19 protein-coding genes are annotated in these 23,902 nt (G+C 38.1%); 3 read left to right on the forward strand and 16 right to left on the reverse strand.

All coding sequences use genetic code 11. From position 1 onward, the window contains the following. Positions 1-34: 34 nt before the first annotated feature. The 10 genes from EG346_RS08195 to EG346_RS08240 all read right to left on the reverse strand — a co-directional run bounded on the left by EG346_RS08195 (position 35) and on the right by EG346_RS08240 (position 8,319). Positions 35-1,099 carry a beta-ketoacyl synthase N-terminal-like domain-containing protein gene (locus EG346_RS08195; RefSeq protein WP_123877953.1) on the reverse strand — a complete coding sequence of 355 codons (1,065 nt, stop codon included), beginning with the start codon at positions 1,097-1,099 and terminating at the stop codon, positions 35-37. After that, positions 1,096-2,295 (reverse strand): beta-ketoacyl-[acyl-carrier-protein] synthase family protein, encoded by a 1,200-nt coding sequence (locus EG346_RS08200; RefSeq protein ID WP_123877955.1) that lies wholly within the window; start codon positions 2,293-2,295, stop codon positions 1,096-1,098. Before EG346_RS08200 ends, EG346_RS08195 begins: the two co-directional genes overlap by 4 nt. Before the next feature lie 100 nt (positions 2,296-2,395). Next, entirely contained in the window at positions 2,396-2,653 is a 258-nt protein-coding gene (locus EG346_RS08205; RefSeq protein ID WP_073335724.1) for an ApeE family acyl carrier protein, read from the reverse strand. An 85-nt stretch (positions 2,654-2,738) separates the two neighbouring features. Continuing rightward, positions 2,739-3,278, reverse strand: coding sequence for a 3-oxoacyl-ACP synthase (locus EG346_RS08210; protein WP_123877958.1), 540 nt, complete (start codon positions 3,276-3,278; stop codon positions 2,739-2,741). A gap of 10 nt (positions 3,279-3,288) precedes the next feature. Further along, a complete protein-coding gene (locus EG346_RS08215) occupies positions 3,289-4,422 on the reverse strand; it encodes a beta-ketoacyl synthase N-terminal-like domain-containing protein (protein WP_123877960.1) in 1,134 nt (377 codons plus the stop codon). Further along, on the reverse strand, positions 4,422-4,847 hold the full coding sequence (locus EG346_RS08220; protein ID WP_073335720.1) for an acyl-CoA thioesterase: 426 nt from the start codon (positions 4,845-4,847) through the stop codon (positions 4,422-4,424). Before EG346_RS08220 ends, EG346_RS08215 begins: the two co-directional genes overlap by 1 nt. After that, positions 4,837-6,105: an ABC transporter permease gene (locus EG346_RS08225; protein WP_073335718.1), complete on the reverse strand. Its 1,269-nt coding sequence runs from the start codon at positions 6,103-6,105 to the stop codon at positions 4,837-4,839. The genes EG346_RS08220 and EG346_RS08225 overlap by 11 nt, the downstream gene beginning before the upstream one ends. Continuing rightward, positions 6,092-6,850, reverse strand: coding sequence for an ABC transporter ATP-binding protein (locus tag EG346_RS08230; protein ID WP_073335716.1), 759 nt, complete (start codon positions 6,848-6,850; stop codon positions 6,092-6,094). The genes EG346_RS08225 and EG346_RS08230 overlap by 14 nt, the downstream gene beginning before the upstream one ends. A gap of 1 nt (position 6,851) precedes the next feature. Next, the gene (locus EG346_RS08235; protein WP_073335714.1) at positions 6,852-7,847 is read right to left on the reverse strand and encodes a BtrH-related acyltransferase DarH; all 996 of its coding nucleotides are present in this window, start codon (positions 7,845-7,847) and stop codon (positions 6,852-6,854) included. 67 nt (positions 7,848-7,914) lie between these two features. Further along, complete coding sequence (locus EG346_RS08240; RefSeq protein WP_073335712.1) at positions 7,915-8,319, reverse strand: flexirubin biosynthesis protein DarG; 405 nt, start codon at positions 8,317-8,319, stop codon at positions 7,915-7,917. 253 nt (positions 8,320-8,572) lie between these two features. Here EG346_RS08240 and EG346_RS08245 point away from each other — a divergent pair, with 253 nt between their 5' ends. Next, positions 8,573-11,485 (forward strand): M16 family metallopeptidase, encoded by a 2,913-nt coding sequence (locus tag EG346_RS08245; RefSeq protein ID WP_123877962.1) that lies wholly within the window; start codon positions 8,573-8,575, stop codon positions 11,483-11,485. A 78-nt stretch (positions 11,486-11,563) separates the two neighbouring features. Here the strand turns inward: EG346_RS08245 and EG346_RS08250 are convergent, their stop codons facing one another. From EG346_RS08250 to EG346_RS08275, 6 genes are all read right to left on the reverse strand, one after another. Beyond that, positions 11,564-11,833 carry a hypothetical protein gene (locus EG346_RS08250; RefSeq protein WP_073335693.1) on the reverse strand — a complete coding sequence of 90 codons (270 nt, stop codon included), beginning with the start codon at positions 11,831-11,833 and terminating at the stop codon, positions 11,564-11,566. A 238-nt stretch (positions 11,834-12,071) separates the two neighbouring features. Further along, entirely contained in the window at positions 12,072-12,512 is a 441-nt protein-coding gene (locus EG346_RS08255; protein WP_073335692.1) for a hotdog family protein, read from the reverse strand. 5 nt (positions 12,513-12,517) lie between these two features. After that, positions 12,518-12,949, reverse strand: a complete 432-nt coding sequence (locus tag EG346_RS08260; RefSeq protein ID WP_123877964.1) for a hotdog family protein — start codon at positions 12,947-12,949, stop codon at positions 12,518-12,520. Further along, positions 12,949-14,088, reverse strand: coding sequence for a dialkylresorcinol biosynthesis protein DarB (locus tag EG346_RS08265; RefSeq protein ID WP_073335690.1), 1,140 nt, complete (start codon positions 14,086-14,088; stop codon positions 12,949-12,951). Before EG346_RS08265 ends, EG346_RS08260 begins: the two co-directional genes overlap by 1 nt. A gap of 1 nt (position 14,089) precedes the next feature. Next, positions 14,090-15,004 (reverse strand): hypothetical protein, encoded by a 915-nt coding sequence (locus EG346_RS08270; RefSeq protein WP_073335689.1) that lies wholly within the window; start codon positions 15,002-15,004, stop codon positions 14,090-14,092. Between the two features lie 43 nt (positions 15,005-15,047). Continuing rightward, the gene (locus EG346_RS08275) at positions 15,048-18,701 is read right to left on the reverse strand and encodes an MMPL family transporter (protein WP_123877966.1); all 3,654 of its coding nucleotides are present in this window, start codon (positions 18,699-18,701) and stop codon (positions 15,048-15,050) included. Between the two features lie 333 nt (positions 18,702-19,034). Between EG346_RS08275 and EG346_RS08280 the strand changes: the two genes are divergently transcribed. Together EG346_RS08280 and EG346_RS08285 are read left to right on the forward strand one after the other, a co-directional pair. Then, on the forward strand, positions 19,035-20,174 hold the full coding sequence (locus EG346_RS08280) for an EpsG family protein (RefSeq protein WP_073335687.1): 1,140 nt from the start codon (positions 19,035-19,037) through the stop codon (positions 20,172-20,174). A gap of 281 nt (positions 20,175-20,455) precedes the next feature. Further along, complete coding sequence (locus tag EG346_RS08285) at positions 20,456-23,890, forward strand: T9SS type A sorting domain-containing protein (protein ID WP_123877968.1); 3,435 nt, start codon at positions 20,456-20,458, stop codon at positions 23,888-23,890. Positions 23,891-23,902: the final 12 nt, after the last annotated feature.

Below are 23,902 nucleotides of genomic sequence, written 5' to 3' on the forward strand. Positions count from 1 at the left end.
ATTTTTCTCCCTGTCTCAAAAAGATCTTTGCTTTTTACAAAGCCCGTTCCAACAATACCAGACTGTGATCGCTTCCAGCCAGATGATTGTAAAGAAGAATAGATCGTATCTCCTCTTTTTTCGTGGCATTGATCATCATGACGTCCGGAATCTGTTGTTCTTTTAAAATATGACAAGCCATAAAGGTTGAAAAACCACTCGCGGTATTAAACTCTCCACTCAGATGTTTGTAATAAAGCAATGCTGAATTTTGAAACAAATCCATTGCTTTTGTATAATACACATCAGATTTTGCATCGCCACTGAAACCTAAAATAACCGCATCAATATCTTCCTTCTTTACCTTATTTTTGGCTAAAAAGCTTTCAATACATGAGTTTATTTCTTCTGTATTCAATCGGTTAATGATTTGAATATCTTTAAGTTGAGCGTAAGAATTTTCAGTCTTGTCTTTTCCTAAAACAAAGAAGGCCGCACCTTCACCCCAGATCACCCCGTCCGTCTCCGAATGTAAATAATCAGCGGGAAGATCCTCTTCTTTTTTGATGGTATTGTTAAGACGGTATAATTCCATTGTTCTGTTAGTTTGCTCATCTGCAGCGCCTACAAGAACATTTTCAGCCTCTCCGTCGTTGATCTGAATTTGAGCATCCAGAAACGAAAATTCCAGAGATGAAGAGGTATTGACATACGTGAAATTGTACGCATGACATTGAAGTCCCAAAGCAATCTGTCCGGCAACCGTATTGTGAGTAGACTGGATAAAAAATGTTGGCGTCAGAAATTCTTCATTATTGTCGATGACATTTTTCAGAAACTTTTCAGAATCCTGTGAACATCCCATTCCGGTTCCTACAATAATGGCGTCCGGTTTTTCAATTCCAGCCTCTTTTAAAGCGTAATTTGAAGCTATTGAGCTCATTTTTACGGTTTTAGACATTCTCCTGATCATGGCAGGAGGAATAAATTCTTTATAGTTCGGATCTATAGCTTTTAAGACCTGAACCGATGGGTCTGCCTTAAGATCCTGAAAAAAATGATCTTTTAAAGTGTCCTGTACAGAGATGCAGGATGTACTGTTGATGTATACTGCACTCATGATTTTGAGAAAATTAAAGTAGAACAGTTCCCGCCGAATCCGAAGGAATTGGAAAGAACATGATTAATGTTTTTCTCTTTCAGCTCCGTCACCGGAGTTAAATCAAATTCTGCCATTTTCGTTTTAAAATTCAGATTAGGAAAAATAACATTATGCTGCATAGCCAAGATGGAAAAAACAGCTTCAATGCCCGCTGCCGCTGCCAGCGTATGTCCGGTAAAAGCCTTGGTGGAACTGAATTCAGGAACCTGTCCACCACCGAAGATTCTGATCATAGCAATCCCTTCTGAAAGATCATTATTGGGAGTAGCTGTTCCGTGAACGTTGATATAATCGATATCATCTTTTGATAATCCTGATATTTTCAATGCCTGCTGCATCGCTAAAAAGGCTCCCTGTCCATTGTCTGACGATGCAGTCTGATGGTGAGCATCATTCGCATTCCCGTAGCCGGAAAGATAAGCCAGGACTTTTTTGTTTTCTTTTTTTACCACCTCATCAGATTCAAGAACGATAAAGGCTGCTGCTTCTCCCAGATTCAGACCTTTTCTATCGTTATCAAATGGAGTATTATAAGAATCTGTAAGGATCATCAGCGTGTTGAATCCATTCAGTGTAAATTTTGAAAGGGAATCTGTACCGCCTACAATCACACGGTCTAAAATTCCGTTTTTGATCAGTTTAGCGCCCATCATGATGGCATTTGCTGCAGAAGAGCAGGCTGTACTGATGGTAGAAACGATACCTTTTAGTTCAAGATAGTCTGCGATGGCCAGTGAGGAATTTCCTGCGTCGTGGGCATCGATGTATTTTTGCTTTTCAGGAAAGTCTTCGTAAGTGTAGAAATACTTCTCAGTGATATCCATTCCGGCTACACTGGTAGAGGATATCAGTCCGGTTCTGTATTCATTGATGTCAGAAATTCCGGCTGATTCTACAGCTTCTTTAGCCGCTATCATGCCTAATAAAGAAGTTCTCGTTACATTATTATTTTCAGGCAGCTGAAGCTTCTGTACAAGATCTTCATTAGACGATTTTATTTCGCCGGTTTTGATCGTTCCGGCATGGCGGGTTTCAAACATTTCAATGTCCGAAATTCCATGTTTTCCGGTCTGTAAAGAAATAAAATTTTCCTCCACGTTATTTCCGATGGAAGAAATGATGCCCATTCCTGTTATGGCAATTTTCTTGTTCATTTATTATTTTAATATAACAGTGTAATAATGTACCAATGTATCAGTGTAACAATTTACCAATAATTGCTGGACTGTTAAACTGTTATATTGGTACATTTACTTATTTCGTTCTGTTGTCCTCAATGAACTGAGCCATTATTTCGATAGACTGGAAAATTTCCTTTCCTTTTTTAGGATCGGCTAATTTTATTCCATAATCTTTATCCAAAAGAACAATAAGCTCAAGAGCATCGATAGAATCAAGACCCAATCCGCCTCCGAATAAAGGATCGGTATCTTTGATCTCTTCTACAGAAACATCTTCCAGGTTAAGAACTTCAATAATTTTGTGCTTCAATTCTGTTTTTAAATTTTCCATAATTATTTAATTTACCAATGTATCAATGTACCAGTTTACCAATTTTAGGATTGTTACATTGCTACACTGTTATATTGTTACATTTTTACAGGGTTAGCAAATATACAAAAGCTTTATAATTTTCCTGATAAAGTTCTGTCCAGCCACAGAGAACTTTTTCTGCTTTCCCGGATATCAGGATCTGTTCTGCATAATCGTTTAAAAATTGTTCATCCAATTCATCCAGAACAAAAAAAGCATTTTCCGTTTGCATTTTATGTTTAATGCTGATCTCACCTACACAAATGTTAGGTAACGTGTAAACAAATACGGCAGGGCTCGGGAAGTAATTCTCCTCCGAGTTGATGCTTTCCTGGTATTTAAAATCTGTATCCAGACTTGATGATCTGTTGGCCAGAACCACTGCTGTTCTGCTGTGATCTTCCTCTTTTAAAATCATTTCTGCAGCGAGAAAAGCAAGCTTACTCAGATGATCCATCTTGTGAAATTTGGGATAATTGAGTTCTAAACTTTTATAAGCTTCTTTCGCAAAGTCATGAAATGTCTCTGTTGGGCTTTCAAAAACAGGATTTCCGTTAACGGTTATTTTTGAGTGTTCTATGGTGCAGGTGTCAGTTTTTTTCATCACTTTCATTTTAACATTTTTCCAAAACTATCGCTGCATTGCATCCTCCGAATCCTGAAGCTGTTTTTAAAATATATTGAACCGGTGCCGGCTGGTTCTCTTGAATAATATTTAAAGGCTGGGAAACTCCCATTTCTTTAAAATTTTTAGAGGGAATCAGCAGTCCGTGACGGGCACTTTCCATGGAAATAATGCTTTCCAGAAGTCCTGATGCTCCGAGACAGTGGCCGTAATATCCTTTCATACTGTTTAACGGAACATGTTGAAGTTCCATCCTGTTGAAAGCAATCGCTTCCATCTCGTCATTATACAGGGTCGCGGTTCCGTGGGCAGAAATAAAATCAACCTGCTTTGGGGTTACATGAGCTTCAGTCATTGCATTTCTGATGCTGGCATACAATCCGTCTCCTGTTCTGGATGGTCCGGAAATATGATTGGCATCATTAACGGCGGAGTCTCCCAATATTTTAAACCTAAACTTTTCGTTTTTATCCAACGCAGAAGTAATATACATTGCTGCTGCTGCTTCACCTATGTTGATTCCATTCCTGTTTTTGTCGTAAGGTTTACAGGGCTCTGTTCCAATGGCCTGGAAAGAATTGAATCCTGAGATAACAAACTCTGAAACCTCATCGCCGGCCATTACAAAAGCGTCTTTATATTTTCCGGTCTGGATCATATTTTTAGCAACCGCAATGGCCATTACACCTGAAACACAGGCATTGGAAACCACAATGGGTTTGGTTTTAAACCCAAAATGATCAGCAATCTTCTGTGCTAATTTTGACAGATAAACACCTTCAGGCAATTTGGTCTGGTTTTTTAACAAGCTGATGTTTCCTTTGGTGGTCGATAATATGAAAGCGGTTTCTTCCGAAATTTCATGCTTTTCTATAAGAGGTTTAAGACTGAGAAGAAACATTTTTTCCAATCTTGTAAAATCCTGGCTGTCAAAATTGTTTTTAAATTCTTTTTCCAGTTTGTCTGTATCAATGACAGAAGCATAAAAAGCCTCCTGATTTTCTATCACCTGATGCAGACCCACGCCTGATGTTCCTTCTACCAGATGATTCCAGTTAGAACTTACATCAAACCCTAAAGGAGTGACGCAGTGGTAGTCTGTAATATAAATTTCTTTCTTCATCACAATCCCATTTTATCTTTCCATGCCTGAAAAAAATCAGGATTATACAGGCACAAGCTTCCGCTACTGTCTAAGAAAACCTGGATGGTTTCACCACTGCATACAAGTTTATCCTCCTGATTGAACAGTTCGTAGGTATAGATGAGTTTTGCCGATACGGAATTCACAAAAGTCGTAACAATCCTGAACGTTTCTCCATATTTTAACGGAAGGAAATGTTCACAGGTGCTTTTCACAATAGGTGTCACATAGCCTTCTCTCTGAATATCAAGATAAGTAAGGCCGTGCTCTCTTCCGAAAGCTTCTCTTCCGTCTTCGAAATACACGATATAATGTCCGTGCCAGACGATACCCAGCGGATCTGTTTCATTGAACCTTACCCTTACTTCTTCCGTACAGGTTAATATGTTTTCTTTAGACTGCATTTTGTTTTTGTTCGTAAAAAATAGAAATAGATACCATGGCAATGTAGAATAAGAACAGGAATGCAAGTTCTTTCGCAATACCTCCAATACCACTGTTTCTTAAAATAATATCGTAGTAGGCGTTCAGTCCCCAGTTCATCGGGGAAAACTTGGCCACGGTCTGCATAAATTCCGGCATTAAAAATACAGGAACCCATATTCCTCCGATAGCGGCCAAAACCACGACTGAAGTAGCTCCAAAAGGGGCTGACTGTTCCTGAGTATCTGCAATAGTTCCCAGTAAAACACCAAATCCTATAGCTGCCAATCCGGAAAACAAAGTCACCACAATAAGCTGGAACATTTTTCCTGAAACATCGAAAGCAGGCAGATCCATATATGGGAAAAGATAGATTCCCACTGCCACCATGAGTAAAAACTGAATGATACAGATGATCAGATAAGTGAATGTCTTCCCTAATATATGGACAAAATAAGGAGTAGGACTGATCCTTGCTCTTACGCTGGTGCCCTGACTTTTTTCCTTAACCAGGTTGATTGATAAAGGAACTACAATAAAAAAGATCGCAAAAAGAGTCCATGCAGGAACGTTGTGCTGAACGGAATTCGGCATGACATCTATGATTCCTTTTTTAGGGGTGATCTCTTTGAAACTGATCAGGCTTTTATTTTCCTCCAGATTTTCTTCAGTTCCGAGCTGATCCTGAAATGCTTTATAGATCTTTTTGTTTTCGATCTCAAAAACCATTTTATTCACTGAATTCATGACTGAATTTTTGAATCCCGCATTAGTAGCAGGGTCAAAATACAGATGAATGTCTTTCGCCTTTGGTGCGGTTTTTTTTACCACGGCAGAATCACCTTCCAGGCCAAATGAACTTACGATCGTCTGAACTTTGGAATCAATATTTAAATTTAAATCTTTTGTTAAATTTTCTGGAATGACGATGGCCATCTGGTAATCTCCGGAAAATACGGCATTCTGCGCTGATTGTTCCGTGTAATTCGTTAGTAACTGGAATGTTTTGCTGGTTTCCAGTTCTTTTTTTATGTTTTTTGATACCTCAGACTTGTCATTATCAATAAAAATAATCGGGATTTTTGAACCTTCCAGATTTTTGAAGGTAGAATCCTGAATTAAGGTAATCGTTACAATAAGCAGCAACGGCATAACGAAAATAATGACTATTCCTCCAATATCTCTCTTCAGAAGAAGGATTTCCTTCACGAAGCTTCTCCAAAGTTTATACAACAACATCTCTTAATTCTTTTCCTGTTAATGAAATGAAAACGTCTTCCAGGTTTTCAGCGTGGGTAATCTGTGACACCAGTTCTTCAGGTGTTCCTACGGCATGAATTCTTCCTCTGTCGATAATAGCGATCTTGGTACAGAATTCTTCTGCCTCGGAAAGGTGATGGGAGGTGTAAATAATACACGTTCCGTTTTTATTCAGTTCCTGTAAGAAATCGATGATTACTTTTTTAGACTGAACATCAACACCTACAGTAGGTTCATCAAGAAATAATACTTTAGGAGTGTGAAGTGTTCCTGCGATAAGGTTGCAGCGGCGTTTCATTCCTCCGGAGAACTGTTCTACTTTTTTATCTGCAAATTTTGAAAGTCCCATGGTCTCTAAAGATTCATCGATGGTTCTTTTAAGATCCTTATGCTTTAAGCCGTACAGACTTCCATAAAACATCAGGTTTTCTTTGGCAGTAAGGGTAGGATAAAGCGCGTATTCCTGTGGAACGATTCCGATAATCTGTTTGATTTTAAAATTGTCCTTCTGGGGTGAGAATCCATTGATGGTAAATTGTCCGGAAGTAGGTTTTATCAATCCTGAAAGCATGGAAATCAAAGTGGTTTTTCCGGCGCCATTGGGCCCCAGAATTCCATAGATCTCATTTTTCTCAATATTCAGCGAGATGTCATTGACAGAAAACTCTTCGGAGTTTTTATATTTTTTATAAAGATTTTTAATCTCAATCATATTCTCTGCCATATCAGATCGCTTTTCTCAGTTTTTTATAGAAAGCTTCTTCCAGATCAGCAATGTGAAGCATAGATTTTGAAAGGTTGTTGTAGATATCACTTTTTGAATTCCTGTTTTTATAAACACGGGCAATATCTACGGCAAAATCTCTCCACAGATCACCAATGGCGGTGATTTCTTTGGATAATTCCTTTAATTCATCATTTTTGAGAATGACTGCTGCTTCCTGAAGAAATGCTCCATAAATAAATCTGAAACCACCTCCTCCCGTCCCAATCTCTTCCTGCATTCTGATCAATTGACCAAGATAGTGATTGGTGACTTTGGTGCCTTTCTTTGCAGCCCATTTCGGGATGCTTTTGGCGACCCATCTCATGGCTTTTACCCCAATAAGCGGAACGGGAGCCAGCATATTTTTACAGGTATCCTTGATTCCTTTTTTGATGGCTTCTTCAATGTTTACTTCTTCAGGGATGTAAGTAGGGTAGTACATATGTCCTTTTGGCGGAAGTGCACCTTTAGCATATCTTACTTTTTCCAGCTCGGCCTCGGATAGTGACGTTGTATAATCCATTACCGGGTCGCTGATCAGGAATTTTCCGTCTTCCTTTCCATATACCACAAGGTTGTGGGCATTGAAGTGGAATTTATATTCTTCAGGAAAATAGGTAAGGTTGAAAACGCCCACCTGAAGTCCTGTCGGGATATTCTGATTTAAGTTCCGCTCTAAAGCGGACTGTGCCTCTTTAGGGTTGGAAAATTTTTCTCTTTTGATTTTAATGCCCAATCTTTTCGCTGCTTTACTGAAGATAGCACCGGGCATCGGACGATAGCTGAAGCCTGGAGCAAAATTAACTTTCAAAAATGGCAGGTAGACAAAAAACAATCCGGAGCCGATCCCGAAGATCATGGGTTCACTGAGTTTTAAGCCTTTATTGAGTAACAGATTGGAGGCGACACCGTTTTCGCAATGCGCGGTCTGATGGTGTTCAAAGTTAATTTTCATTTGCTGCTTTTATCTTTTTCATTGGCGAAATGAAATTGTGCATAAAGTGTATGCTTCATTTTCCGTGTTATTTTCCGTCAAAGTTCTTTAGTTCATCCACTGAAATTCCGAATGCATCGGCATATTTTTTCAGTACGGTTTCGCTTAGTGTTTTGAATACTTTGGGTTTGGTATGTCTTTTCACTCTCCACTGCCACATTCCGACATAAGAAGAAAGAACCCCCAAATCCATTTTATTAAGTTCCATGAAATAAATAATGGGACTTACCGTGTTATTGGCAACCTCCTTTCTTGCCTCTTCAATTCTTTCATGAATAAGCTCCAGAGATTCTTCCAATGCTGCTTTTTTAGCTTCCCAGCCTATGCTGTTGGCTGTCGTGTAATTGTCGTTTTCGTCCGTCACATACAAGACTTCGGTCATGTTTGCTGACTTCAGATTGCTTTCATCCTGAGGCAGGTCTTGTTTTTTCATGTAAACCGTATTATTCTTTTACTTTAAGATGAAAAATGCATCACCTTTTTAATGAGTTGGCTAAAATAGTGAAAATACATTATATGTAAATCATATTAAATCCCAATGACCCGGATCGGTATTGTCAGAGTGTAAATTCAATTTTTAAGCCGAAAATCTTAATCTCAGATTTGTAATGAATTTGCTGTAACAAGTGTGCTGTAAATGGAGACTAATAGAACTCTTAGAAATTTGGATTAAATAAATAAGACTTATGAAGAAATTTTTTATTTCTGTATCGCTTTTCTGCATGTTGCACGCAATGGCACAGAAGTTTGATACTCAGAAGGTGACGGACAGCCAGGGGTATACCTATGAAACCGTGAAAAATGATCAAACCGGGGTGAGGGTTTATACCCTGAAAAACGGATTGAAAGTGTATCTGGCTAAAAATGATGATGCGCCAAGAATTCAGACCTATATTCCGGTAAGAACGGGATCGAATAATGATCCGGGTGATAATACCGGTTTGGCTCACTACCTGGAACATATGGTTTTCAAGGGAACTTCTCATTTGGGAACTCAGGACTGGGCAAAGGAAAAAGTACTTTTGCAGCAGATCTCTGACCTTTATGAGCAGCACAAAGCTGAAAAGGATCCTGAAAAGAAAAAATTACTCTATAAAAAAATAGATGAGGTTTCTCAGGAAGCATCCAAATATGCCATTGCCAATGAATATGACAAAGCGATCTCTTCATTAGGAGCAACAGGAACAAATGCCCACACATGGTTAGATGAAACGGTTTATAAAAACAACATTCCTTCCAATGAGCTTGAAAAATGGCTTAAAGTAGAAAAAGAACGTTTTTCAGAATTGGTATTACGTCTTTTCCACACAGAATTGGAGGCGGTATATGAAGAATACAACAGAGCTCAGGATAATGACGGACGTCTTGTCAACTATGCGATGATGGAGGCCCTTTTCCCAAAACATCCGAACGGACAGCAGACAACAATAGGAACTTCAGAACACCTGAAGAGTCCATCAATGGTTGCTATTCATAAATATTTTGATACGTACTATGTGCCTAATAATATGGCTGTTGTTTTGGTAGGAGATCTGGATTTTGATAAGACCATTAAAATGGTAGATCAGTATTTTGGAACTTTCAAATACAAAGAGCTGCCGATGAAAAAGATGGTATCTGAGCAGCCGATGGAAAGCATTGTGACAAGAACGGTAAAAAGTCCAAGTACACCGAGAATGACGATGGCCTGGAGATCGGACTCTAATGGAACTCAGAACGCGAGGTTGGCTGATGTGGTGGCAGAAGTTTTAAGCAACAGAGGTGATGCCGGTCTTATTGATCTTAATATTAATCAGAAGCAGAAAGTACAAAGTGCAGGAGCTTATGAATCCCCTTTCAAAACATATGGTGCTTTTGCAATGTCTGTAACTCCGAAAGACGGGCAGAGTTTTGATGATGCTAAAAAGCTGTTATTAGATCAGCTGGATTTAGTGAAAAAAGGTCAGTTCCCGGATTGGATGCTGAAAGCAATCGTTAATGATAAGAAGGTGCAGCGTATGAAGACCTGGGAGACTGCAGATGGGCTGGCTACTAATCTTTACAGCACCTACATCAACGGAATAAGCTGGGAGCAGGAGCTTGATGATATTAACCAATATGAAAAAATAACGAAGGCAGATGTTGTAAAATTTGCAAATGAATTTTTCAAAGATAATTATGTGGTCGTTTACAAGGAAAAAGGAGTGAATGATAAACTGGTTCGTGTACAGAATCCCGGAATTACTCCGATCAAGCTGAACAGAGATGCTCAATCCCCATTCCTTAAAGATATTTTAGCTTCCAAAGTATCTGAAAGCAAGCCGGAATTTATCGATTATAAGACTGCAATCCAGACTTCCCAAATCAAAGATAAAAAAATAAGCTTTGTAAAGAACAAGTATAACGATGTGGCCCAGATCAGTTATATTTTCCCTTTCGGAACAGATAATGATAAAGAACTTTCAATAGCAGTAACCCTTTTCGAATATCTTGGGACCGATAAATATACTCCTGAGCAGCTGAAAGGGGAGTTCTATAAATTAGGAATCACTTACAGTTTCAGGACGTCCAATGACCAGATCTTTATTACATTAAGCGGATTGGAAAGTAATATGAAGAAAGGCGTAGAGCTGATGAATCATTGGCTGACCAATGTAAAAGCGGATAAAGACATTTATAGCAAGACAGTGAAGACGATTCTGGAATCCAGAGATGCTGCTAAAAAAGATAAGACAAGAATCATGAATGCTTTGACGAACTATGCTAAATATGGAAAAAATTCCAGAATGGCAGATGTTGTTTCTAAAGAGCGTCTTGAAAGCATCGATGTGGCAGAATTGACCAAAAAGATCAAAGCGTTGAACCAATCACCTTATGAAGTTTTGCTTTACGGACAGGATCAGTCAGGTCTGGAGAAAGCGGTGAAACCTTATATTGCAACAGCGAGCCTTCAGCCTGCAAAAGCTAAAGAATATCAGGAGCCTGCAGCAGAAGGAAAAGTATACTTTACAAACTACGACATGGTTCAGATGGAAATGTCTAAAGTAGCGAAAGGAAATGAAGTGAATGTAAGCAACTTCGGAAAAGCGAATGTTTTCAATGAGTATTTCGGAAGAGGTTTGTCTTCTATCGTATTCCAGGAGATCAGAGAAAGTAAGTCACTGGCTTATTCTGCTTATGTTTCTTACGCGAATGCTACAGAAAAAGGGCATGCCAATTATATCACGAACTATATCGGAACTCAGGCTAATAAGCTTCCTTTGGCAGTTAATGCGATGAGTGACCTTATGGCATCTCTTCCGCAGATTCCGGCACAGTTTGAGAACTCAAGAGGTTCTGCGCTGAAGCAGATTGCTTCAAACAGAATTAACAGAACGAATATTTTCTTTAGCCAAATGGCGCTTAAAAAACTTGGGGTTGACTATGATATCAGAAAAGATGTTTATTCTGAAATTCAGGGATTAACTTTGCCTCAACTTACCAGTTTCTATGATACTGAGGTAAAACCGGTAAAATACAACACGGCGATCATCGGTAAAAAAGAAAACCTGAATATGGAATCTATCAATAAAATGGGAACATTCCAGGAGGTATCTCTTGAAGAGATCTTCGGGTACTAAACTTTGATAACACCAATTTTGTAAGCGGAGCAGCAATGCTCCGCTTTTTGTTTTCTGGATTTAATATTAAAAAGGTTTTTACTTCCTTTGTCTGTAATTCAGCTTGACCAGCAAATAGACTTCTTGCTTTTCAAGATCATTGCACCAGGTACGTTGTGAAACCACTGCGTCATTATACAGATAAAGGTCTTCCATATTATTGTAGTATTCTATCCTCTCGGAAGTCTGGTATTTGAAAAATGAAAGAAGATTCACTTCGTCACCTATTACCGGTGCTACCGGAAACTCCACAGAATTTTCAAACTCAAATTCAACCTGATCTGAATAGAATCTTACTTTTACACTCATGACTTTATTTTCATCAAATATATCGAAAAATAAGGGTTATTAAATATTGGGGAGAAAAGCTGGAGATTACTGGTGGTATTTCAATGTCTTATGAGGTTGGGTAAAAGAACAGTAAAAGTGGCTTTGAGAAATTCTGCTAATTCAGTATCTTCTCATTATACAGTTTCTCTCTTTACTACCTCTCAAAGAAAAAACCAACCTTTTCGGGTTGGCTTAAATATTTTAAATCAATTGATTCTTAAGATTTCACTTCCTGAATAAACAGATTGATTTCCGCTCTGATCAGCAATTCACCTTGATTAAAGGTTTCGCAAAAGATCGTACAGATATTTTCGTACTGAGAGATCAGCGAGGCTTTTGAAATGATCTTATCGCCTGTTTTTGGAAGGGCAAACAATTCAATTTTTTTGATGTTGGTAATAAAACCAATCACTTTGGTATCTGCTTCAGGATTTTCGAAAAAACTCTGTCCGAGAATTGAAGAACAGGTCTGAGCCAGATTTTCAATAAGTCCGGCTTCTACAAATTCATCGTTGTGGACAAAGATATTATCTTCTTTTATTTCAAAGGAAGTCACAACTTTTTCTTTGGTCAGTTCCAGAATATAATCTGCCATCAGCATGGGCTCACGGTGCGGCAGAAAGTGATGTATATTGATGAGGTCTTCCTTGATTTCCATTACAGTTATTTTACAGCAGTTTTCATTTGGGATTTTGCAATGATGGTGCCATTCAGTTTGGTTACCACGTCTACCAGCGTTACTCCCATTACTTCATTCAGGATTGTCACTTCCGATGTCAGGCGGTCTCCTGTTTCCGGAAGAGTTTCTGCTTCAAAGGACTTGATAGCACCAATATATCCGGTAGGAGCATCTTTTCCTAAAAGATAGTACTTGTAGCCGGTATGTAAAGCAACACTCTGCGCCTGATGCTCGATAAGCCCTGAAGCCTGGAAAATAGCCTCCTGCACAAAGATGTTGTCTTCTTTGATTTCAAATCCGGATATGAGGTTTTCTTCATTATATTCCATGATCTCATGGACCATGACAAATGGGAAGCGCTGCGGAATAAGACTTTCTACAAAGTTTTGGTCGGATGTGGGTAGTTGATGCTCCATTAGCAAACCGTTAATAGGGCACAAGAATAAGCAAATCTTCCACTTTCAGGAACACACAATAATACTTGCTCTCCTTTTTTCAGCTTTCCTGAATTCATCAGTTCTTCCAATGCGATAAAAATAGAGCCGGCACCAATGTTTCCTACTTCAGAAAGATTATAGAACCACTTTTCTGCAGGGAAATCCATTCCTTTCTTAGCAAATTCTTCTTTAAGACCATCTTTAAAATAGCCTGAAGAAATGTGGGCCAGAACATGGTCAATCTTTTCCGGATCTAGATTATGCTTGTCAAAAGAAGATCTTAAGCTTTCGGCTCCTTTTACCAGGATGTATTTGTCCAGGATTTTGGTGTCCTGTTTGATGGCAAAGATGGATTGTTTCAGCCATTCATCAGAAGGATAATCTGCCCATGATTTCAGGCTTCCGTCTTCCTGTTTGTCACATCCGGCATACATACATGCTTCAATCTCGTGAGCGTAAGAATAAAAATCGATGAAATCTATTCTTAAAGAGATCCCATTTTCTCTTGGCTTATTTTGAAGAAGGAAAGAACCTGCACCATCAGAAAGCATCCATCTCAGGAATTCTCTTTTAAAGGCAACAATAGGTCTTTCTTCCAATGCTTTTAAATTTTCAGCTTCATGGTTGAATTTATCTGCTGTCATCCATGCAGACATTCTTTCTGATCCTGCACATACCGCATTTTCATTCACCCCGGCTTTTACAGAAAGAAATCCGTAGTTCAGGGCATTCATTCCGGAGTTGCAGAGACCTGTAGCAGTATTGATTTCAATAGATTTGCCGATATTCAGCTCACCATGAACCATGGAAGCATGTGAAGGCTGCATCTGATCCGGAGAAGTGGTTCCTACAGATAACAGTTTCATATCTTCTTTTTTGAAATTTTCATCGAATAGTCCTTCTACAGCTTTGGCAGTCAGCTGTGCATTGGTATGAGTAGGATTTCCTTCTTTATCCAAAGCATAGTATCTTGTTGTGATCTTGTTGTTTCTTAAAATCAATGATTTTGCTTTAGAAGGAGCGTCATTTATCAGACCAAGATAAGTCTCCATTTCATCATTTGATACCGGGTTATTAGGTAAATATGTTGATGCTTTTGTTATAAATACGTCGTACATTCTATTTTAAATTAATTCCTTGTAAATATGTTTTCTGTTTTTGTCTTTTAAACCAAAATATGGGGGTTGTCAGTAAGTGTAAAACTAAGACGATAGGTGAGATAATCCATATCGCGGCCATCAAATATACCTTAAAGAATTTTATCAGCAATGGGCGCTTCTCTTTTTTCTTGATAATCAGATTAGACCATACAGTGAAGATCTTGTTTCCTACTTTTTCTACTCTTACCAGAAAAGGACGGATCTCTACAGCTCCGTTTTGTACCAGATCAGGCTGAAGGCCAGACAGGTTTCCGCTGCTGAGATGTTTCTCTATAATAGTGCCATACTTTGAAGATCCTGAAATTTCTTCATCTGAGATCCCGGCAGCAGGAAGCATTCCTGATTTTTCTTTCTTTCCTGTCGTCAGCCAGCGCAAGATGGTGAGTACACTTGTATAGTTGTCGTGCCTGTCTACTAAAGCAATATTTCCTACCAGTTTTGCTCCCAGATCTCTTAAATGTACTTTCAGTTTCTCCTGAGAAAGCATCCACATATTTCTGGTTCCCGAAATCGTAACCACATCTGTGCCTTTCATTATTTTTTCCGCAAAACCACTCTTTAAAAATGAAATGATAGGGATGGATGGGGTAAGATACCATACCTGATATCCGAATAAGATGAGGTCATACTTTTTACCCAGAATTTCTTCAGAAGGGGGAAAGATCTCTTTCGGGATCTGAAGGTAGGATTCAGGGAATGTATTGAAGAAAACATCACCCGGCCATGGGAAAGGAAAATCTTCCTTTAGCTGGATATTGTAGTAGGTAACGTTATATTCCTCCTTTTTAGATTCAAAAGGTTGGGCCATATTTTTTACAATATCTTCCAGCTGTCCGGTCTGAGAATAGTAGATTACGAGTATATTCTTTTTCATTAATATTCTTTAGCGTTTACAAAAATATGCTTTTCATATTTATTTAGTGTTTTTTGAATATTTTTATTGTATTTGAATTAAATTCTAGGGAATAATCTGAATGAGTCATCTCTGTACCGGCGGTATTCAGGAAGATGATGGTACCCGGAAGTTTCTCTAGTGTATTGAGGTCAAAGCTATGATCTGAAACCAAAAGGATATCGATACTCTTATGGATATCAGAAATAGTATTGATGTAATGCAGTTTTCTTCTTTTTACAAGATACGTTTGCATAGCGGTTTGCCTTCTTTCTTCATTCCTGATGAATGAAAAAATTCTTCTTTCTGCCTGGTAAAGAGTCAGCAATATATCTTTTTGTCCGAAATCATCGGCCATATGCAGAATAGTGGCATCTTTAGGAATATGTTTGTTTAATTCGAAATAAACAGATTTGTTGGCATTAAAATCATCCCTGACTTCCTTTACTACTTCATGATCCTTAAATAAATAGCTAAAGAACAATTTTTTCTTAAAGTAATTTTCATCTTCCAGTTCACTTCTCAGCCCTGCAAATTTCTGTCTGAAATAAGCATTGATTTTTTTCGTTCTTTCGGAATAGTTTTGTCCAAAACTTAAATCCTCTTTGCGAATTCTTTCTCCTACTTTCACCGTGATGCTTCCGTCGTAAATAATAAAATCCCCTTTTGGCAGTACTTCAGAATTTCCGTGAATATATAGTGGTAGAATATCCAATCCAAATTGTTCAGCCAAATAAAATGCTCCTTTGTGGAATCTTTTTACATCATTCGTATAAGAACGTTCGGCTTCCGGGAAAACAACCAGAGAATATCCCTGATCAATTTTTTCTTTCAGCTTTTCCATACCATTCTCTATTCCCTGCGACACAGGATAAAAGCCCAAAGCCCTTACCAGTTTTCCAAAAACAGGAGACTCATACACCCAGTCATTGACCAAATATATAATCTTATGGGTAGCCATAGAGATTGCCAGGGTATCCAGAAATGAAGTGTGATTGGCAATAATCACGGCAGGTTTACTAAAATCTTCTGACGGATTTCTTATTACTCTTTTTCGTACAAAAGGAGTAGTATAAAGTACTGATGTTAAAAATTTAGCTAAAATTAATTTAATGATATCTAAAGTTCTCCCTTTCGATCTTTTGACAAAGAGGCTTCCGATCAGCGAAAAAATAAATCCACCCAGTCCATAATAAAAGAAGCAAATAACAGATCTAATGAATAGTCGGAAGGTAACAGGCGATAAACCTTTCTTTGCCCTGTTTGTGATCAGTAATCTAAACCAGAAAGGATATAGGGTAGAGGTAATGATAATGACAGAAAACATCCCGATCAGGGCAACCAATGCTAATGAATGTAAAGCAGGATGTTTGGCGAAAATCAAGGAACCGATAGACAATATCGTTGTGAAAACAGCCAGAATAATTGAGGTTCTGTACGTGGGAAGTTCATTTTTCCCGGTCGTATGTTCCTTTTGCATAGCTTTGGTAAGGAATATGCTGAAGTCATCTCCCACTCCGAAAACCAGGGTACAGACTACGGTACTGAAAATATTTAATTCCAGTCCGAGAAAATACAGGATTCCGGCCGTTACCACACCCGTGAGAACAATGGGAAACATGGTAAGAACGGTAAGTTCAAAATTCCTGAAAAAAACAATAATGGTCAATACGATAGCCAAAAGGGAATAATTAATCAAGGTACTGAAATCTCTCTTCAGAAGCCCCAAAAAGTTTTCATTCATCTGTTGGCGGTCGATGGCCAGTGCATCATGATTCTTTTCAACATCCCTTATGAAAGCATCTCTTTTCTTTTCATCTACTTTTACCACATTGGAGACTGTATAAAATCCCTTTTCATGGCTCAGAAACTCGGAGATCTGTAATGCTTTTACTTTCTCATAGTCCTTAAGACTTAAGGCTGTATAATTTTTATTTAAAACTTCATTGAAATTGTCAAAAGCACTGCTGTTGAACCCAAATTGAGTACCGCTGTTCACCAGTTCTGAAACAGTTCTGCTTTTTTTACCGGCATCCCAGAATTGATTCCATACCTCAATTCTTTGTTTCTGATCTTTTTCAGACAGGACAACGTTTCCGAGTGAACTGTAGCTAAGGATCTTTCCTTCTTCCTTCTCTTTCTCCAGGAAATTACTCAGACGGGAATTTCTTGTCAGTGCCTCTTCTTCCGAATTTCCGTAAGAAATGGTATAAATAGATTTTGAAGTGATGTCAGAAAGCTTCTGCAGTTTTGCTTCACTTATTTTTAATTCTTTCGGAATAAAATTAAGAGCACCTATATCTTCATTGAATCCCACGTGCCTGAAACCAAAAATACAGGCAATGATAATGACCGAACAGCCAATAATCAGAGGTTTGTTTTTTTCATACGGGTAAGATCCTATCCTGTCAATAAAATTGGTGTTGTGATGCTCTTCCTTCTGCTTTGGCTTGTAAAGTTGAGGCACAATGATTAATGCGGTAACGGACGATAAAATAACAGTAATAGCAGCGAAAAGACCAAGATCCTTCAAAGCTTCAGAGCGGACAAATACCAGACACAGAAAAGATACGGCAGTCGTGGCGCTGCTCAGCACGATGGGTTGTGTAATTTCTTTATAAAGCTCTTCTATATTATTGTTATGCTTATAATGCGTAAGAATATGCAAAGCATAATCAATCGTAATTCCGATAAGGATAGCTCCCACGCTTAGAGAAATAGCAGAGATTTTATCTTTGATAAAATAAAGGATCAGGAGAGCCAGTAAAACTGAAAATACAGTCGGGAGGAATACAATAATAGGGGTGAAAAAGTTTCTGAAATAATAAATCAGCAGGACTAGGAGAACGGTCATGGAGATCATAACTGTGTTTTGGATGTCCTTTTTGATCTGCTGTGCATTGGCTACTGCAATAACGGGTGAACCGAAATAACTGAGTTCCGTTTTTCCTTTGAACTGTGTATTGATATGGTCTTTGATCTCATTGAGCTGGTTAATAAAGGCTTCATTACCTTTAGTGTCATTACTCTTCTTTTCAGGATCAATAAAAAGGAGAAGATTTTTGCCGTCCTTTGTGACAATATAACTGTCTTCAAGCTTAAAGTCTTTGCTGATATTTAAAGCATTTAATTTTTTGATTCCTAAGTAGGTAATTCCAAGCGGATCTTTTTTGATGAAATCTTTCATCACAAGGCTCGTTGGTGAAACCAGTGAAACATAATTATTCTCTACCTGTTTTGAAATGCTGTCTTTTTGAAGTTTATGTTCAATTTCCTTATAATCGTTTTCATCAAGAAAAAGAGGGAGATTCTGGTTGACAAAATCAAACGTTTCTGAAATCTCACTATCGTTTACTTTTCCCTGTACGGAACCAATGTGTTTTTTAAGAGGCTCTATCTTTTGCAAAAAAGTATCGGCTGTTTCAGAAAGAAGAAAGCTCTCTTCATCGGATTTATTTTCAATAATCACAATGATCTTATCAGAAAAATTGAGTTGTTGAAGAACTTTGGCTGTAAGATCTGATTTTTCATTCTTAGGGATGATCTGGTTGATATCCTCTTCAAAATTAATTTTTGAAGCAAAAAATCCGCATAATAAGGCTATTCCTAAAGCAATAATTGCAGAAATAATCCTGTTTTTAGAGATCAGATAATATAAAAATATAAAAAAACGATGCATTATATTGTGAAATCAAGTCTGCAAATTTAATTTTTTCGGTAGTAGTTCAAAACATTTATCTTATAAGTTTTGTCTGAAAATCAACAAAATATTCTAGGCAGAATAAAAAAATAATCTACTTTTGCAAAAGTTCCCTCTCAAAAATATATTTTAAATCAATATTATTATTAAAGAAATAAGAATCTGTTTTAGATATGTTGAAAAAAAATGATGAAAAAATAAACGGATTTCTATGGACCATAGTATTCCCTTTTCCACTGTATGCGATACCTTATTACAGGTCTGGATCTTCTCTGTGCAGATTGCAACAGTTTAAAAAAATAGTAGACTAGCATGAGTATATTACACCCCTATTTTATAGTTGCGATCGCCTACATGTTTTTTTTCAGTGTACAGGAAGTTTTTGGAAAAAAAGTAGATAAAAAATGGTTTTGGTTTTTAGGAATCTACCTTATTCTATTGGTTGGTTTCAGAGATAATGTAGGGCCTGATTACGGAAGTTATCGTGGATTGTACATTTATTCTGATACGAAAAGTTACACCAGTATATTTATGAAGATGCTTCATATGGAAGGCCCGGAGCAGCTCGATGTAGAATGGCTGTACACCTTGATTAATAAAATATTGTTAGGAGTTTTCAATGCTCCTTTTTATGTCCTTACTTTGGTGATGGCTATCTGTGCTATCTTTTTTAAGATAGAGTATACTGAAGACAATACTTTTTATCCTTTTACTTTCACTTTGTTCATGTTTGTTCCCTATTTTTTTGTAGGAGAAAGTGGGCAGATCAGACAGAATCTGGGAACATTTATTGTTTACTTTGCGATACGGTATATCAAACAGCGGAAACTTTGGCACTATCTCTTCTTTATATTCATCGCATCCGGGATCCATACCGTGAGTTATTTGTTTCTTCCTATGTATTGGCTGGCCCGTATTCCTTTAAGCAAAGCAGCAATGCTGATTCTGATCATCATCTCGATATTTCTTTCGCCCTTTGAGGTATACAGGGTTTTCGGAGATTTTTTAAATGGCATGGCCTCGGATAATGTTTTGGTGGCAGGTTTGAATGGCTACATGGAAGAGTCTGTTGAAAGACTGAATGGTGGCTTCGGAATTCCTGAGGCGATGATGATGATCCTTACCTTCTTCCTTTTTGTTTTCGATAACAAAATGAAAGAGTTATACCCCTATTATGAATATCACAGATGCTACGCCGTTATCGGGATATGCTTTTATTTTATATTCAGAAACAATCCGGTTTTCTCCTCCAGACTTGTTGGTGCATTTATTGGGTTTTCGTACGTGCTGATTCCTAATACAATGTACGTAGTATCAAGTGGCGTCAAAAAAATGATTTACGCGTTTATCATTGCACTTGTTATTTTTAATTTTGTCGTTTTCTCTTCTTTTAATAATATAAAAATTGGAAGATTTACCATTGAACTTTATAGAAATCATATTCTTCCTTAAGAAACTATTTATTCTTTATATAATTTAAAAGACAGCTTTTTGGCTGTCTTTTTTTTGTTTTGGAAATTCTTTGTTTAAAGATTATTTGAAAAAAGCCATCCGCTTATTAGTGTTTAGTTAGAGATTTATTTATATGTATATAATGATTTATTAATGATTTATTCATGATATAATTAATATCTTTGTAAAATAAAATCAATGATATTTATATTATCAATTTTTTATTGACAATAAGGGTTTGAAAATTGTATTTCTAAGTAATTGCACACAAGTTCAAGAATATGAAAAATTTAGTTAAAAATTTTGCGGCAATTTTTTGCTTAGTGTCGATGGGTACCTATTCGATGAATAGTAGGGAATTAAATGAAATTCCGACTTCATCCAGATTTGCAGAGAGAGCAATGTTGAGGAGTGATACTTTAGTTAGTCCAAATAGCAGAGTAGAGGTAGTCCCGGATTGGACCAAAGCTCCTAATAGTTATGTTTTTGACCCCATCCAAAGCGGTGAAGGTCTTCTGGTCCCGGTAAGAAAAGCTTACGCTATGTGGAAGGAAGATAAATACATCAAGGACGGCGGAATTCCAGCCGGCCCGGTAACAGCAGATGTGTTGTGGGAAGATACCCATGGATTGATTAAATCAGGGCCCGGCTACTCGCTGGAGATTATGGATTCTGATCAGAATGCCAAAATAAAAGTTCCAATCAATAAAACCAAAAAGGGAAATGCTGTTATTGTTATGAGAGTCAATAACGAGATCTATTGGAGCTGGCATATCTGGGTGACGGATGATCCTACTAAAGGATCTGTTTATAAAAGTTTTGACAGTATCACAAGAATGAAAACAGATGGGACGGTTGAGCCAATTCCTGATTCCGATTGGCAGTGGATGGACCGTAATCTGGGAGCTTTAAGCAGTTCCATTACTTCTTCGGACTGGAACAGAAGCATTGGACTTCTTTATCAGTGGGGTAGAAAAGATCCTATTCCACCTTTGGTAACAAGAGGAAATGACTTTTATGAGGTGTCCGGATCGGTAGGGAGAGTAAGGCATAGGGGAGCGAAAAATTTTAACGGCGCCATAAGTATTGATAATCTGACGAGACTTGTTTCCCTTGCAAACGCCGAGATAGGTAATAATATGAGGATTTCAGTAAAGAATCCCCTGAGCCTAATCTATGTGAATAAAGATGACAACAGTGGACAGGCATATTACAACAACAACCTGAATCTTCCTGTCAACTGGTTTGGCCGTTCAGCTAATCTTCCGGATAACAGGCTGTCAGAACTTAATCTTTGGTCCGACAATTCTGTGGGGACCATCAGCACAGGGTACAATAATGATAGTCAGGCCCGGCCTTACAGAGACAAATCCCCTTACGATCCATGCCCAAACGGATGGAGAATACCATCCATGCTTGTGGCCAATTTAGGCTCACAGTCCTACATTGATGATATAAGGATCGATTTTTCTCCTTTCGGTGTCAGAACCAACATGGCTAAAAATGTTTTCGAAACAAATAAATACCATATTATAAAACCAAATGATACAGGAACTCCCGCATTCATGACGGGATTTCGTATCTATCCGAACCTGGGATTCGATCTTTCGAATGTAGGAGGAAATAATATGGGTATTTTTCCAGGAACAGGACAGTTGATCCGAAATGCCCATCTGGGACAGTACACCGATCAACACCATACTGCCTTATGGACCGCGACGATGGCCCGACACTTTGATGCTTCTCCGGCTGTAAGTGTCAGAGGGCTTTATATGATTCCGGACAAAGGGCAGCCCGATATTCCGGATCCTAATTATCCTGCTATCAAAGGTAGATATTTTTATATGCCGATGTCAGGAATGTATACATCCGAAGCCAATGGATGCCGGTGTATTAAAGATCCGCTTTATATTGTAGACCGCTATGATTTTCCTTCTGAATATCTTGCTCCTCCTATGGAATACAGAGAGGGAATGTACAATCCCAATACGTATCAGTCTATTAAAAATACACAGCCTTACACCATACAAATTCCTGTAAGTAAAGCGTTTTCGGTACAGAGTCAACTTTTAAATAATCAGGAAATACTTAATCCTTCAAGTTTTAATAATCTAAAAGCAAATGTACTATGGACCACCAATACAGCTTTAATAAACAGAATTTCAGTCGTTAATCCTTCTCCTTCATCACTCCAGGCTATTGGTGATACCAAAATTTCAGTTGAGATCACGCCGAACCAAAGTGGGAATGCTGTAGTAACACTCCATAATGGGAGTATTGCTTCCCCGGTATACTGGAGCTGGCATATCTGGATAACAGATTCTTCGATTGGATCCTTTACTTATACAACTGAAGCTCCGGTAGCGGATGCTGTAAATTATGTGAACTATGTAAGTAAAGCTGATGTTGTACTCCAGACAGAATTTATGGACAGGAACCTGGGAGCAGTAGAAACATTTCCTATGGTGGCCAATGCACTTACCCCTACAACTGCAGAACTGGCAAAAATAAGAGCTTCCACAGGACTCCACTACCAATGGGGAAGAAAAGATCCGATTCCTACATTTCAATATGCCGATAATAAGGCTTCTTTTAATGTGTTTTTAGGATCCGCAACAGACAGTGGAACGATTGCATACAGCACCCTTACGCCGGCTATCTACAATAATATGTCAGGGAGTTATATTGTTCCTTACAATGCCTATGCAGCTGCTTCGAATGTGCAGATTGCAGACAGACCGGCAGATAAAATTGCCAAAGTATTGTCCTATTCAGTAAAAAATCCTCTGGTATATATGATTCCCAGTTCTTTTGCTCCATATAACAGTACAATACCTAATTATACCAATGGAACGGACTGGCTGGCTGATGAGCCTAATCTTGCTCCTGACAGATGGGGGCGAGGAGGGAAAAAATCACCTTTTGATCCTTGTCCTGAAGGATGGAGAATTCCGGATATTACAACTGCAGCGTTAATATCTAATCAGGATTTTGGACAGTCGCCCTGGTATAAAAAAGATAAAAATGTAGCTACTTTTTATAGTGTGTCGGCAGACTACTCAGGGTTTAGGGTAAGAAATCCTTCAACGACTTCTACGATAGGTTATATGTTTGTAGGTCCGTCATATATCGTTGGGAATTTTCCGGACTCAGGATCTCGCGGGTTCAGAAGTGTTCTTGCCAATCAATCTCCACAGGGAACTTTTAATACGGTTAACTTTCAGTATCCGGGGGTGTGGACAGGAGCGTTGGCAGCGAACTATCTGGGAAGATCAATCAATGTCCTATTTGATGCAGCAGCTACAGCCAACCGTTTTATCGCTTTCAATGATAATAATGATCCGTATCTGGGAACAAGCTGCCGATGTGTGAGAGTGAAATATGATGCCGGAGGAAATGAAGCAGGCCCGATTCCGGAGTTGCAGGTTGCCGTATTGGCTTCAGGTAAACAGGCTGAGATCCTAAGCAGTGCGGAGGTAAAAGAAAAAGTAGTTCAAAATAGTATTTCTTTCTTTCCAAACCCTGTAAAAGATATTCTTCGTATCAATGCGCCGGAAGAAAATGGCTATTACTATCAGGTGTACAATATGTCAGGACAAATGGTGAGGAAAGGGAAGTTTGAAAACGGAAAAACAGATCTTTCCACTCTTACCTCAGGAATCTATTTAATAAGAATTAATGATTCTGAAAAGATGGTGAAAATAATCAAACAATAGAATTAAAAAATC

It is taken from the genome of Chryseobacterium carnipullorum (assembly GCF_003815695.1).
GTDB lineage: Bacteria > Bacteroidota > Bacteroidia > Flavobacteriales > Weeksellaceae > Chryseobacterium > Chryseobacterium carnipullorum.